Source organism: Psychrobacillus sp. NPDC093180 (genome assembly GCF_044754065.1).
Classification (GTDB): Bacteria; Bacillota; Bacilli; order Bacillales_A; family Planococcaceae; genus Psychrobacillus.
Map to the genome: position 1 here is coordinate 24857 of NZ_JBIVOJ010000018.1, position 13552 is coordinate 38408.

15 protein-coding genes and 1 riboswitch are annotated in these 13552 nt (G+C 36.4%); of the genes, 10 read left to right on the forward strand and 5 right to left on the reverse strand.

Translation table 11 applies throughout. From position 1 onward, the window contains the following. Window positions 1-125 precede the first annotated feature (125 nt). Both ACIP9W_RS20445 and ACIP9W_RS20450 read right to left on the reverse strand, forming a co-directional pair. A complete protein-coding gene (locus ACIP9W_RS20445) occupies window positions 126-902 on the reverse strand; it encodes an HAD family hydrolase (RefSeq protein ID WP_400793000.1) in 777 nt (258 codons plus the stop codon). A gap of 62 nt (window positions 903-964) precedes the next feature. Next, window positions 965-1573, reverse strand: a complete 609-nt coding sequence (locus tag ACIP9W_RS20450) for a DUF3298 and DUF4163 domain-containing protein (RefSeq protein ID WP_400793001.1) — start codon at window positions 1571-1573, stop codon at window positions 965-967. A 54-nt stretch (window positions 1574-1627) separates the two neighbouring features. On the opposite strand from ACIP9W_RS20450, the gene ACIP9W_RS20455 reads away from it, so the two are divergent. From ACIP9W_RS20455 to ACIP9W_RS20480, 6 genes are all read left to right on the forward strand, one after another. Continuing rightward, window positions 1628-2359 (forward strand): AAA family ATPase, encoded by a 732-nt coding sequence (locus ACIP9W_RS20455; protein WP_400793002.1) that lies wholly within the window; start codon window positions 1628-1630, stop codon window positions 2357-2359. After that, the gene (locus ACIP9W_RS20460) at window positions 2360-2923 is read left to right on the forward strand and encodes a VanZ family protein (RefSeq protein WP_400793003.1); all 564 of its coding nucleotides are present in this window, start codon (window positions 2360-2362) and stop codon (window positions 2921-2923) included. A gap of 58 nt (window positions 2924-2981) precedes the next feature. Further along, window positions 2982-3152, forward strand: a complete 171-nt coding sequence (locus tag ACIP9W_RS20465) for a Fur-regulated basic protein FbpA (protein WP_142540227.1) — start codon at window positions 2982-2984, stop codon at window positions 3150-3152. 444 nt (window positions 3153-3596) lie between these two features. Beyond that, window positions 3597-4748: a DEAD/DEAH box helicase gene (locus ACIP9W_RS20470; protein ID WP_282242350.1), complete on the forward strand. Its 1152-nt coding sequence runs from the start codon at window positions 3597-3599 to the stop codon at window positions 4746-4748. 2 nt (window positions 4749-4750) lie between these two features. After that, window positions 4751-5980 (forward strand): aminopeptidase, encoded by a 1230-nt coding sequence (locus ACIP9W_RS20475; protein ID WP_400793004.1) that lies wholly within the window; start codon window positions 4751-4753, stop codon window positions 5978-5980. 15 nt (window positions 5981-5995) lie between these two features. After that, the gene (locus ACIP9W_RS20480) at window positions 5996-6865 is read left to right on the forward strand and encodes an SGNH/GDSL hydrolase family protein (protein WP_400793006.1); all 870 of its coding nucleotides are present in this window, start codon (window positions 5996-5998) and stop codon (window positions 6863-6865) included. Window positions 6866-7061: 196 nt separating this feature from the next. Here ACIP9W_RS20480 and ACIP9W_RS20485 read toward each other — a convergent pair whose 3' ends face one another. After that, window positions 7062-7403, reverse strand: a complete 342-nt coding sequence (locus tag ACIP9W_RS20485; RefSeq protein WP_400793007.1) for a magnetosome magnetite crystal formation protein family — start codon at window positions 7401-7403, stop codon at window positions 7062-7064. A 35-nt stretch (window positions 7404-7438) separates the two neighbouring features. Further along, window positions 7439-8506 (reverse strand): M20 family metallopeptidase, encoded by a 1068-nt coding sequence (locus ACIP9W_RS20490; RefSeq protein WP_400793008.1) that lies wholly within the window; start codon window positions 8504-8506, stop codon window positions 7439-7441. 104 nt (window positions 8507-8610) lie between these two features. Then, a riboswitch (TPP riboswitch) is annotated at window positions 8611-8702 on the forward strand. Window positions 8703-8765: 63 nt separating this feature from the next. Between ACIP9W_RS20490 and thiT the strand changes: the two genes are divergently transcribed. Both thiT and map read left to right on the forward strand, forming a co-directional pair. Then, complete coding sequence (gene thiT, locus ACIP9W_RS20495; protein WP_400793009.1) at window positions 8766-9347, forward strand: energy-coupled thiamine transporter ThiT; 582 nt, start codon at window positions 8766-8768, stop codon at window positions 9345-9347. A gap of 47 nt (window positions 9348-9394) precedes the next feature. After that, the gene (map, locus tag ACIP9W_RS20500) at window positions 9395-10144 is read left to right on the forward strand and encodes a type I methionyl aminopeptidase (RefSeq protein ID WP_400793010.1); all 750 of its coding nucleotides are present in this window, start codon (window positions 9395-9397) and stop codon (window positions 10142-10144) included. A gap of 26 nt (window positions 10145-10170) precedes the next feature. On the opposite strand, the gene ACIP9W_RS20505 is transcribed toward map, so the two are convergent. Beyond that, window positions 10171-10896, reverse strand: coding sequence for a tryptophan-rich sensory protein (locus tag ACIP9W_RS20505; RefSeq protein WP_400793012.1), 726 nt, complete (start codon window positions 10894-10896; stop codon window positions 10171-10173). A gap of 157 nt (window positions 10897-11053) precedes the next feature. On the opposite strand from ACIP9W_RS20505, the gene ACIP9W_RS20510 reads away from it, so the two are divergent. Beyond that, window positions 11054-12856: a M3 family oligoendopeptidase gene (locus ACIP9W_RS20510; RefSeq protein ID WP_400793013.1), complete on the forward strand. Its 1803-nt coding sequence runs from the start codon at window positions 11054-11056 to the stop codon at window positions 12854-12856. Between the two features lie 7 nt (window positions 12857-12863). Next, complete coding sequence (locus tag ACIP9W_RS20515) at window positions 12864-13409, forward strand: GNAT family N-acetyltransferase (protein WP_400793014.1); 546 nt, start codon at window positions 12864-12866, stop codon at window positions 13407-13409. Window positions 13410-13552 lie beyond the last annotated feature (143 nt).

Genomic DNA, 13552 nt, shown 5'->3' on the forward strand with positions numbered 1-13552 from the left:
AGTTGGAATAATTAAGAGTTTAGTTGGAAAAAATCTGCTTTTAGTTGGAAAATCATTAAATGAATAGAAAGAGCTTGTCTCCCAAGTCTATTTAGCGACTATGAGACAAGCTCTTTCTTTTGGCTCTATTCAAGAATTGCAAATAGCTCACGTAAGTTCTCAATCGTATAAGTAGGCTCTACTTCCTCACTTGCCGGTTTGTTTTCTCGGTTAATCCACACTGATCGTATACCGACTTTAGAAGAGCCAAGTATATCCGTCATCAAATTATCCCCAACCATCAGTGCTTCACCCGCTGTGATTCCGACTAAATCTAGCGCGTGTTCAAATATCGATGGGTCTGGTTTTCCTCTTCCGAATGCTCCGGAAATAAGAATATGGTCGAAGTATGGAGCAATTTCTGGTGAGATTTCTAATTTCGTATTTTGTAGGCTAGGCGATCCGTTTGTCATTAACAGAAGAGTGTATTTATCTTTTAATTGGTCGAGCACTTCAAAGGTTTCTTCATATATAAATGGACTTTCTTTTCGCATGTTAGGAAAGTATTCAGCGAGCTCCATTCCAAAAGCTTCATCATCAATACCTAATTTTTTTAATCCTCTTGTCCATGCTTGTTTTTGATATTCAGGGATGATCGCTTTCATCTTTTGGAAATCCTCGCTCGGGTCATCGAAAGTTCCCCATAACCCTTCAAAAGGATTTATACCAATCATTTGTGTAAAAGGACGTGTTTCATATGTATCATATAGGGCGCTTGCTTCTTCACGAACGGCAAGTTCTAGTGATGCTGCATCGACGTTTACTTTTGAAGCCGCATATGCGCATGTTTTTTGAAATGCGGTTTCCACGCTTTTTTTATCCCATAATAAAGTATCATCTAAATCGAAAAAAATAGCTTTCATTTCTGAATTTTCCCCCTTTACTATCTTACTTAATACTTTAACTTAGTAAAGGGGAAGTGTCACTAGAAGTAGAGCATTTTTTCAAGTGGACTATTTACTGGAACGAGACTTTCAATATCTTTAATGACAATAGGGAAAAACGGAAAATTATATACATATGGCGTAATCTCGTATAATTGAAAATAGATGACTAAACAATGGTCTGCAATATAATAATCTTGGTCTTTTCGTATTTCCTTAAATTCTCCGAGAAGTGGTACATCCCATTCGATAATTTTTTTATTGATAATGGCAGATAAGGTTTTGACATAATCGCTATTCGGTTTAAATAACTCTTGTAATGTATACATTTTCCCAGTAGTAATATCAAAAGTTAACGATTTGCAGACGGTTAAACCATGAGCACCGCCAGAAAAAGTGTAAACAATCAATAATATGCTTAAAATGCCCCGTTGATTATTTTTTATCTCATAATATCCAGTAATCTCTTGTACGCCTTCTGTATAAAAGCCTTGCTCGATCAACATTTTGTTAAGAAGTGTAATAATATCTGCATTAATCTTTTTTTCTATATGCGGATGGTGTAAGTTAGTTACAATAGGATAGTACACATTCACGGAAGGTGAATGTTTAAAAATACGCTTTGTTTCAATACGAACGGGTAGATTCAAGGTTCACAGCCTTTCGAAGTTATTAATAGATAGTATGAGTAGGAGGGGATACATATGTTTTTAAATAAAATCTCAATATTACATAGAGAAGCAAATATGAAGGATCAGTATCCGTTTACGATACCAACGATAAAAAATTTAACCGAAATCGAGCTCACAAGCAGTGTAACTTTCTTAGTTGGCGAAAATGGAACTGGTAAATCTACATTACTAGAAGGAATTGCGGATAATTGTGAATTTAATACTGCGGGTGGAAGCAGAAATAACTTATTTGAGGTAGATGCTTCCGAAAGTGCATTAGGAGAATATATTCGTTTGTCGTGGATGCCTAAAGTGACGAATGGTTTTTTCCTAAGGGCGGAATCATTTTATCAATTCGCTTCCCATATTGATGAGCTAGAAAGAGAACGTCCGGGCGTTTTAGATAGCTATGGAGGGAAGTCTTTGCACGAGCAATCACATGGGGAATCATTTCTTTCTTTATTTTTAAATCGCTTCAATGGACGTGCTATTTACTTATTGGACGAGCCAGAGGCAGCACTATCCCCACAAAGGCAGCTGTCTTTTTTGCGTATTATGCATGATCTTGTGGAAGAAGAAGATTGTCAATTTATCATCGCCACGCATTCCCCGATTATTTTAGGTTATCCTAATGCTACCATTCTTAGCTTTGATCATGGGGAAATTGAAGAAGTGGAATATGAAATGACGGGCCATTACCAAATAACCAAGTATTTTTTAGATCATCGTGAAAAATTTTTAGAGGAATTGTTAGCAGGTGAATAAATGACTGTCATTATGGCTTATTTGGACGATATGTTCTTTTTTATTTGTATAGCTCTCCCACTTGTGATTATTTGGCGTATCGCTCGCTGGAAGAAAAGAGGATTTAATGTAAAGGAAAGCTTGCATGAAATCGGGTTTCTTCTGTTTATATGTGTTCTCATCGGACTATTTTCTCAAACCATTCTTCCGAAGTCAGGAGCGGAGCAAGTCTATGGAACAGGCGTGAACTTACAGCTGTTTCGGGTTGTAAAAGAAACATATAATGCGATTGTGTATTTAGGATTTTGGCAACCTTTTTATATTAACTTTCTAGGAAATATTATTCTTTTTATGCCGATCGGTTTTTTGTTACCATTACTTTATAGAAGGATGGTATATTTTCCAAATACAGTAATCATGGGATTGTGCGTATCGCTTTTTATTGAAATTACGCAAATTCCTCAAAGTAGAAGCAGCGATGTAGACGATCTTTGGCTGAATACACTAGGTGCGTTTTTAGGTTATCTATGTTATTTGTTCATCCATAGACGTTTTCCAGTTATCACGAAAGCTTTTAAAAAGTAGTTTATTATCCTCTAATTTGGGTAAACATACATTGTATTAACTATGCAAGGAGACAACTATGAACATGCAAATGAAAGAATCAAAAATGGAAGAAAAACGTGATAATATAATTGAGGATCTAGTGAACAAAGGAATATTTAAAATCGATGGAAGACAATTATATCAACTAAATTATTATGAATTAATGAAAGAATATATAGCAGAAGAAGAAAGTGAAAAGTGCCTATAAATAAGGTGCTTTTTTTATGCTTAACTATTGATTTTATATAACGTTTCTTAGTATTAGAATCCATAAGGCAGCTTAGAGCAATTAATTGGTCAGTGAAAGCAATCACTTCTAATCGGAAAGCAATCACTTCAGCACGAAAGCAACCAATTCCTAAAACAGCAAGTTTACTTGGAGTGAGCCGACGATGACTGTGACTCATTTTTGGCAAACGTTGTGCAAATGCGTATTTATAAATTGTCATCACTCCCTAATCATAAAAAGCGATTCCTTTACTATAGGACATCCTATGCTTAGAAACTCTCTCATTTAAATAACATGGGTAAACTAAATACACTTAAAGTTCATGTATACTTTTTTAGTGAATTCTTTCAATTCCGAATCACTAATTGCCGATAATAAAAGTGTGGTACACTTGAATCAAACATAGATGAGGTGGAATAAAACTTGACTTTTTTACAAAATTTAAATGAAACATTACAAGAAAAATGGGCGAAAGCAAATTTCGCATTTGAGATGCCAATACAAACCAAACTAATCCCACATATGTTGGATGGTTCAGATATAGTAGCAGAATCTCCAACTGGAACAGGAAAAACATTAGCTTATGTTATTCCGCTTTTAGAGAAAGTAGACCCGACGAAGAAGCAAGTGCAAGCATTAGTAATCGTCCCTTCTCAAGAGCTTGGCATGCAAATTATTGAAGTTTTTCGTGAGTGGATTACAGGTACAGACATAACTGTTGCGCAATTAATCGGTGGAGCTAATATCCAAAGACAAATAGACACACTGAAAAAGAAGCCAACGATTGTCGTAGGAACACCTGGACGATTACAAGAACTTGTAAAGACGAAAAAATTAAAGATGCACGAAATTAAAACAATCGTATTAGATGAGGGCGACCAATTATTAAGCAGAGAACACCGCACTACTGTAAAAGGATTAATCGATGCAACAGTAGAAAGCCAACTCGTTGTTACTTCTGCAACAATTACAGATGAAATTGAGTTAGTAGCAGATAGAATGATGGATAACCCAGTACGTATTAAAGTATCAGCAGAAGAGATTCCTGCGAAGGGTGAAGTAATCCATAGTTTCGTTAAAACAGAGACAAGGGACAAAACAGATCTTTTAAGAAGACTCTCACACATAAAAGGGATGAAAGGACTCGCGTTTGTTAATAGTTTAGACCAATTGCTCATGAAGGATTCTAAATTATTGTATATGGATGCTCCAATTGTTTCCCTTCACTCGGAGATGAAAAAAGAAGAACGTAAAAAAGCATTGGATGATTTTAAAAATGGAAAAGTAAGCATTTTAATAGCTACAGATGTGGCTGCACGTGGACTCGATATTTCAGGTTTAACCCATGTCATTCATGTAGATGTTCCGCATTCGATCGAACAATATTTACATCGTTCTGGACGTACAGGTCGAGCAGGAAAAGATGGAGAAGTATTAACTTTATTAACTTATTCAGATGAAAAAACATATAAGAAATGGACAAAAGAGCTTCCGAGCAAACCGGTTCAAAAAATCTGGCATCGTGGTGCATTAATAGAAGGAAACTCTAAAACTGTAGAGAAAAAGGGGAAATAAAGATGAATTTCCAACAAAAGCTAGAAGAATACGCGGAGCTAGTTGTCAAAGTTGGCTTAAATATTCAAGAGGGGCAGCCATTATTAATTGGTACAACAACAGATACAATCGAATTTACAAGGCTTATCGTAAAAAAAGCGTATGAAGCCGGTGCAAAACGAGTAGATGTAAACTATACCGATGAATTAAATGCACGAGCATTTTATGATTTAGCTCCCGACGAAGCATTTCATGAATATCCAAAATGGTTAGCAATGCAGCGAGACGAGTTAATTGAAAACAATGGTGCATTATTATGGATAGATGCGGACAATCCAGATTTGTTGGAGGGAGTGTCAATTGACCGAATTTCCAATTTTCAAAAGGCGTCTGGAAAAGCATTAGAAAACTATCGAAAAGCAGTGATGAATGATGTGATTACTTGGTCGATTGTTGCAATTCCTTCTGAAAAATGGGCTGCTAAAGTATTTCCAGAGCTAGAATCGGAACGCCAAATGGAAGCGCTATGGGATCTTATTTTCAAAGTGGTGAGAGTTGGAGAAGGTACCGCGGTCCAAAAATGGAAAGAGCATATTAACAATTTGGAAAGTCGTGCTGCTCTTTTAAATGTAAAACGTTTTAAAAAGCTGCATTATAAAGCGGAAGGAACAGACATTCAAGTGGAGTTACCAAAAGATCATATTTGGCTAACAGGGGCTAGTAAAAATGCACAAGGTATTCCTTATATTGCAAATATGCCAACAGAAGAAGTGTATACAGCACCACTAAAAACTGGTGTAAATGGGTATGTAAAAAATAAGAAACCACTCGTATATCAAGGAAATATTGTAGACGACTTTACGTTGACATTTGAAAATGGTGCCATTACTAAAATAGAGGCATTAATTGGCAATGAACTTTTACAAGAACTAACACAAACTGATAAAGGAGCTAAGTATTTAGGGGAAATTGCATTAGTTCCGCATGAATCTCCTATTTCTGCTTCAAATGTATTGTTCTTCAACACATTATTCGATGAAAATGCATCGAATCATTTTGCGATTGGCGAGGCATATCCAACATGTGTAGAGGGAGCTCGCGGTTTATCTCATGAAGCGCTAGAACAAATCGGTCTTAATACATCCATCGTCCATGAAGATTTTATGATTGGTAGCGCAGATATGGATATTATGGGTGAATTAGAGGATGGAACAATAGAGCCTATTTTCCATAAAGGTACTTGGGCATTTTAAGGAGTGGAACAAAGCATGAAGAAATGGTTTGTTATAATCGTTTTTTTATTGCTTCCTTTTTCGGCTGCGTCTGTTGAAGCAAAAAGTCCGGAAGTGTATATTGCGATAGGTGATTCATTGGCAGCCGGGCAAACGCCAAATAGGGAAATTGATGCTGGCTATGCAGATTTAATAGCGCAGGAATTGAAACGTTCACGTCAGCTTGCTTTTTATTCGAAAGGGCTCGCTTTCCCGGGCTATACGACGGCTGACATCCTGTCCACTGTGCAATCAGAGGAAGCAAAAGAATTACTAAAAAATGCAACGCTCGTAACAATTTCTGCAGGAGCAAATGATTTACTAAGACTGGTGCAAGCAAACCCAGCAAATGGGTCACTTTCCTATCAACAAATTCCAGCTGATTTTGCCTTAAATAATGTACGAAAAAATATCGTTGAAATTATAAAAGAAGTAAAAAAAGCAACTCCAAAAGCAAAAGTTTATGTAATGGGGTATTATTTTGCTTATCCGCATGTACATGAAGCGCAAAAGCAAGGTGTTCAACAAGAACTTAGTACATTGAATTCCATATTAAAAACACAAGCAGAAAGTAACGGTGCAATATATGTATCTGTAGAAGAAGAATTTGCATCTCAAGACAAGGAACTTATTCCAAATCCGGCTGATGTACATCCTTCGATGGAAGGGTACCGGATAATGGCAAATGCGTTCTTTGCACATTATAATAAAAACTTACATGTACGACCAAACGAGTTACCAAATCCGAATCCTCTCTCATTTGAAGAAATTATAAAGAGTCAAAAAGAAACCGTAACATCACCAGTTTCCAGAATAGAAGGCTTCGAAAATTATCTATCATTAACAACATTAAAACCATACATTTAAAAAGCTGTCTCCCGAAAAAGGAGACAGCTTTTGATTATTTCGTTGTTTTTTTTGCTTGTATTGCCTTTTTTACAATCGGTAAGACGATTGGAGCTAATTTGATTGCAGTTTTTACGATCGCTTTTACTTTCATCATTATCTCTCCCTGGGTTTTCTCTATGCTGTCTATATTCCCATTATGAGTGTATCATAAACATTATCTTAAGACCTTAACGCCTTGTATAATATTCCAGATTAAAACAATTAAATAAATTATTATATAGATTATGATAAATAACAACGGCCCAAATGTTGCCCAAAAAGATGGTTTTTCAAACATTATGACCATCGAAGTAGAGGAGGGGATCGTAGTTGCAAATATACTAATAAATATAATAATCATAAGGACAACTGGTATGATATGAGAAAGAAGTGACTTTTTTGCATGATGTTTTACTTCTTTATCCTGTGAAACAAAAAAGACAATAATCGGTACAATGAATGGCGCAAATAATACACTAAAATAGGATAATGCACTTAACATTTTATTATTAACCACTTATCAGGACCTCCTTTCCATTTGATCACAATAATTCATTCCAAAATAAATGAAATTAAAATTTCTTTAAATCGCTCCACAGATGAAATCAAAACATATTCTTTTTCTCCATGCCAATCAGCACCACTTGGTCCAAACTCAATTGCCCCTGCACCTTTTTCCGCATAAAATCGAGTATCAGCAGAGCCATGTTGACCAAATAACTTAGTTGGGCGAGCGGATAAAGTAGAAGTTACTTGTTGTAGTTTTTTTACATATTTATTGTTTTCTTCTGTCGTAACGGCAGGTGCAGTAGAATGAAATATGACCTCGCTATTTGGGTAGAGACTGCTAGTCATATATTTTATTTCCTTTATAATGTCTACTGCATGTTGGCCGGGAACAAAACGAATATCATAGGACATAATACATTCGTCCGGGACTACATTGTATCTTTCACCTGCATGTATTTTTGCCAAGTTTAAAGATGGATAATCATAAAATGTATTACTAGCTGTTAAAAAAGAAAGCTTACGCATTTCCTGATCGAAAAGGAATGCTTGCTCAATCGCATTAATTCCTTCCCATGGGCGACTTCCATGACTAGATTTTCCTTTTAAAACGATATCTAATTGGACAATTCCTTTCGCTTGTAATCCAATATGTAATTGAGTCGGCTCACCACAAATAACGAAATCTCCGTGAAATCCATGATCGACAAGATACTTTGATGTATCTCCTGAAGTTTCTTCATCTGTTACAATATGCAATTGTACTTTTTGGGAAATTTTTTGGGGGACCAATGAAAGCTCATAGAAGGCTTGCATCATCGCTGCTACGCCAGCTTTCATATCGGCAGCACCTCTTCCAAATAACAAATCACCCTCTATATAAGGAACGAATTGTTCTAGCTCCCCAGGAACAACATCGACGTGCCCGTTCCATATGATACAATCATCACCACTGCCTATTTCTGCAACAAGCATAAGTTTACCGTCATGTTCATATACTGTTGGTGTAATACCACGTTTTTCAAGCCAAGTTTTACAAAATAAGAGAGCTTCGTTCGCTCCTTCTAAATCATCACTTTTAATACGGATTAAATCTTTCAATAACTCTATCATTTGTAACCCCTCCGTTATTTTTTATTTCTATAAGTATACCAATGAAGGAAGAGGGGTTGCATTCCTTATTTTACACTGCTACAATGAACTCGAACTAAATAATTCATAACCACAAGGGGCGTCGCTTATGCGGCTGAGATCGTACCCTTCGAACCTGTAAGTTAATGCTTGCGTAGGGATGTGGATGGAAACTGACAATCGCGCGATGTCTGGGTCTATCCCGGGTGTCGTTTTTTTGTGGGCAAAAAAGGGGATTACAATGAGAAATCAAAGAGTATTATTATTAGTGGAAATAGCTATATTTGCAGCTTTAGGATATGTATTAGATATGATTGGATTTAGTATGCCACAAGGTGGATCCGTTACATTTGTGCTAGTGCCAATTATTTTGATTGCTTTCAGACGTGGAGTTGTAGCAGGTCTCATCACTGGATTTTTAATCGGTTTGTTGCAAGTAGTGACTGGACGTTTTTACCCAGCACCGCTGTCTTTTGAAATTGTAGTTTTACAAGTAGCAATCGATTATTTTATCGCGTTTATGGTGGCAGGATTCGCTGGTTTCTTTAGACCGGCATTTATAAGAGCGTTGGAAAACAAGGACACGAAGAAAATGGCTTCAGTCGTTATTGCTGGAACGTTTATCGCGGCATTTCTTCGTTATTTAGCACATGTAACATCTGGATTTCTATTTTTTAGTGAATTTGCTGGAGATCAAAATCCGGTTTTATATTCGATCATATATAATTCTACTTATATGATACCAGTATTTTTAGTCGCGGCATTTATTTGTACGGTGTTGTTCGTAAAAGCACCACGCCTTTTACTGCCGAATAGAGTATAAATATGATATGATTATTGTACAGTTAATGGAGAAGGGATCTTATATAGATGATTGTACAAACAAATGAAGAGTTAGAAGCGTTAAAAAAAATCGGCCGTATTGTAGCAGAAATACGCGATGCGATGCAGGCAGCAACAAAAGCTGGTGTTACTACCAAGGAGCTAGATGAAATTGCAGGCAAAATGTTTGCAGAAACAGGTGCCATTTCAGGACCAAAAGGTGAATATGATTTTCCGGGATATACTTGCATTAGCGTAAATGAGGAAGTTGCGCACGGAATTCCGGGATCACGTGTCATTCAAGAAGGGGATATGGTCAATATTGACGTGTCTGGGTCATGCGATGGATATTTTGCTGACACTGGTATTTCATTCGTCGTGGGAGAAGGCTATTCAGAAAAAGAAAAACTATGTACAGTAGCAGAAAGTGCCTTCAATCGTGCGATGTTAAAAGTGAAGACAGGTGCTCGCCTAAACCAAATCGGTAAAGCTGTAGCTAGAGAAGCAAAAGACAATGGTTTACATGTTATTATGAACTTAACGGGGCATGGAATTGGAAAGTCACTTCATGAAGCACCTCAGCATGTACTAAATTATTATGATGCTTGGGATCCAACGATTTTAAAAGAAGGTATGGTACTTGCGGTAGAGCCATTTATCTCCGAAAAAGCAGAACATATTGTAGAGTCTGGAGATGGATGGACGTTCGTTACACCTGATAAATCATTGGTAGCTCAAATAGAGCATACAATTGTAGTTACAAAAGAAGGACCGATTTTGTTAACAAAATTAGATTAAGCCATTCAAAAACGCCACCGAAATATTTATTTCGATGGCGTTTTTTTGATGAACAGGATGCCTACCACTAGCACACTGCTTAAAAATATAGAAGCGGTTGAAATGAGTAACTCGTTAAACATATGACGAACGGCTAAACCTAAAAATGCCCAGATAAAAACAATTACTATCGCACGATCAGCGAAATGATATCGGAAATGAAGGGCGATAGCTGTGGCAATAGTTAAGAAAATAACTGTCCACAGTGATTTTGTAATTCCTAAACCACTGAATTCATAGTAAGTTAAAAGATAATCGAGATTGATAAACGTCATGATAAAAATCCAACCAAAATAAATAGAAATAGGCAATCTACTCATCCAATTTTGTTGTAGAACTGGATAAGTTATATAAAGTAAAAATAAGGTTCCAAGCAAAGCAATCATTGAAATTAATGAGTAATGAAACAGCTCAAAATGCCAAAAAAGAATCCACGCTATTTGAAAAATAGAAGTAAAGGCGAAGAGTAGAACTCGTTTTAAAGGGAGTTGTCGCATAGCCGAATACTCTTTAATACTATTCCAAATCCAACATACTAATAATAGATATATGATGAACCAAATGCAAAATACATAATGGGCAGGTGTGAAAAATATCGGAAGTCTATTTAAAATACTTACAGTTGTTTGACCATTTATAGGAAGCGTGTTGGCAAGTATATGTACAGTTATAGTAGCTATTAAGCTTAAAATCAAAAGGATTATTTTGACCATTCGATCTCCTCCTTCTCTATAGTAAGTATACCTTTGAAATAATCGTTCGACAAATTACAATTATGAATATTATGTGACGAAAACCGGATAATCGAGTAGCACAAAACATGGTATACTAGATTTCTAAATAAACTGTCACTTTAGGGGGAAATTTAAAATGATTGAAGAAAATTATTCAGTTGTATGGGATTTAGATTCTTTTTTTGTAGGGGGAAGTAGTTCAACGGCACTTAGAAAGCATTTGGATGAAGTGAAAAATAAATTGGTAGCCTTTGAAGAGGAACTGAAAGGCTTTTATACACCATCATCCATCCAAGATGTAAACAAAATAGTACATACAATTGACAAGTTGAAGGATATTGCAGTGAATTTATCAGAAGCTGGGGCAGTAATCGGTTGCTTCCAAGCTCAAGACACAACAGATAAACAAGCGGCATTATTAGAAGGGGAAGTAGGAATGCTATATGCTAAACTATCCTCCTCCATGCTTACCATCCAGCAAAAGATTGGACAAACAGAAGGGACAGTATGGCAAGATTTGCTTCAAACAAATGAACTTTCTACATTTGCATTTGTATTAAACGAATGGAGAAACGAAGCAAAGCTAATGCTATCTGAAAAAGAAGAAGATATGATCACAAATCTAAGCGTTGATGGATATCATGCTTGGGGTCAACTATACGATATGCTTGTAGGTGATGTTCGCATCAAGTTAACATTAGATGGAGTGGAAAAAGTGTTATCTGTTGGACAAGCGAATAATTTAAGCTCACACGAGGACGCTGCTATTCGTAAAGAATCATTTAATGCGTTAGAAACTGCTTGGACAGAGAAAGAAGACTTTTTTGCAAAAACGCTAAACCATATAGCTGGCTTTAGACTTGCTGTATACGAAAAAAGAGGCTGGGATTCCGTTTTACAAGAACCGTTGCAAATCAATCGCATGAAACAAGAAACACTGGATGCAATGTGGGGAGCTATTTCCAAAAACAAAGCACCTTTTGTTGAATATTTACAGAGAAAATCGGCTATGCTAGGCGAAAAAAGAATGCATTGGTATGACCTGGATGCACCAGTTAGCGCTTCTACTGAAAAAATGGACTTTCAACAAGGTGCAGCATTTATCTTGAAGCATTTCAAAGAGTTTGGACCTAAACTAGCAGCGTTTTCTAGAAATGCTTTTGAAAAAGGGTGGATAGAAGCGGAAGATCGTCCGAACAAACGACCAGGAGGTTTTTGTACGGGGATGCCTGTTTCAGAAGAGTCACGTATTTTTATGACGTATAGTGGATCTATGTCCAATGTTTCGACGCTTGCTCATGAATTAGGACATGCTTTTCACTCATATGCTTTAAGACCGGTACATTGGATGAATCGTCAGTATGCAATGGGAGTAGCGGAGACGGCTTCCACATTCGCTGAAATGATTGTTGCAGATGCTGCAGTAAAAGAAGCGAAAACAGACGAAGAAAAAATCGCTCTTTTAGAAGATAAGATTCAACGTAGTGTAGCATTTTTTATGAATATCCATGCTCGCTATTTATTTGAAACTAGATTCTATGAAGAACGTAAAAAGGGAATGGTCTCTGCAACAAGATTAAATGATTTGATGGAAGCCGCTCAGAAAGAAGCATATGGCGATGCGCTAGAAACAACTCATCCACATTTCTGGGCTTCTAAATTACATTTCTATATTACAGATGTACCTTTTTATAACTTCCCATATACGTTTGGGTATCTATTTTCTTTAAGTATCTATGCAAAAGCTATTACAGAAGGATCTAGCTTCGAAGAGAAATACATTTCTCTACTTCAAGATACGGCAGTAATGACAGTGGAAGATTTAGCAATGAAGCATTTGGGAGAAGATATTACGAAAGAAGCGTTTTGGATTAAAGGTATCAACCTTTGTATTCAAGATGTGAACGAATTTATTCAATTTACTAATGCAAAAGGGTGAAAAAAGTTTGGTTTACTTAGAAGGGGATACTTGTTATCTACAGACGTTAAGTATAAAAGATGCACCGAGTTTAGCAGATCTTGTCTATCGAAACAAATATTATTGGTCCGTTTATGAACCTCTGCACCGAGACGACTATTACACTACTACCGTTCAAAGAGAGAAAATTAGAGAATCCCTGCTGTTGATGCAAGAAAAAAGAGAATTTGGTTTTGGCATCTTCGAACATCATACGGATAGAATGATAGGTCATATCTCATTATATAGCCTAAAAAGAATGCCCTTTTCAAGTGGACTAATTGGTTATTCAATTGATGAACAATTTGTTGGGAAAGGGATAGCATCGGAGGCAGTACATATCGTCAAATCTTTTGGATTTGAACATGTCCATTTAAATCGCATAGAGGCATATGTATCTCCTAGAAATATTGGTTCTATTAGAGTGTTAGAAAAAAATGAGTTTTTGCGCGAAGGATTGCTACGAAAGCTTTTGTTTATTAACGGTAAATGGGAAGATCATTATATGTACGCTTCACTTAGTGAAGAGCATTGAAAGGGGAAGAGTCTTTATAGAAAAATAAAAAGCCGGTTGTTTCATTTCTGAACAACCGGCTTTTTAATTGCTTTTGGAAATTATAAAATTATGACTTGTGGATTACTTTCTACTAGTGATTCCCCGTGGGGCAGACATAGGCG

What these genes read in the sequence shown, in the direction of transcription:
- ACIP9W_RS20445 (WP_400793000.1), bottom strand. Translation starts at nt 902, where the DNA reads ATGAAAGCTATTTTTTTCGATTTAGATGATACTTTATTATGGGATAAA.
- thiT (WP_400793009.1), top strand. Translation starts at nt 8,766, where the DNA reads ATGAGAAATCAAAGAGTATTATTATTAGTGGAAATAGCTATATTTGCA.
- ACIP9W_RS20510 (WP_400793013.1), top strand. Translation starts at nt 11,054, where the DNA reads ATGATTGAAGAAAATTATTCAGTTGTATGGGATTTAGATTCTTTTTTT.
- ACIP9W_RS20505 (WP_400793012.1), bottom strand. Translation starts at nt 10,896, where the DNA reads ATGGTCAAAATAATCCTTTTGATTTTAAGCTTAATAGCTACTATAACT.
- ACIP9W_RS20490 (WP_400793008.1), bottom strand. Translation starts at nt 8,506, where the DNA reads ATGATAGAGTTATTGAAAGATTTAATCCGTATTAAAAGTGATGATTTA.
- ACIP9W_RS20455 (WP_400793002.1), top strand. Translation starts at nt 1,628, where the DNA reads ATGTTTTTAAATAAAATCTCAATATTACATAGAGAAGCAAATATGAAG.
- ACIP9W_RS20460 (WP_400793003.1), top strand. Translation starts at nt 2,360, where the DNA reads ATGACTGTCATTATGGCTTATTTGGACGATATGTTCTTTTTTATTTGT.
- ACIP9W_RS20475 (WP_400793004.1), top strand. Translation starts at nt 4,751, where the DNA reads ATGAATTTCCAACAAAAGCTAGAAGAATACGCGGAGCTAGTTGTCAAA.
- ACIP9W_RS20465 (WP_142540227.1), top strand. Translation starts at nt 2,982, where the DNA reads ATGAACATGCAAATGAAAGAATCAAAAATGGAAGAAAAACGTGATAAT.
- ACIP9W_RS20480 (WP_400793006.1), top strand. Translation starts at nt 5,996, where the DNA reads ATGAAGAAATGGTTTGTTATAATCGTTTTTTTATTGCTTCCTTTTTCG.
- map (WP_400793010.1), top strand. Translation starts at nt 9,395, where the DNA reads ATGATTGTACAAACAAATGAAGAGTTAGAAGCGTTAAAAAAAATCGGC.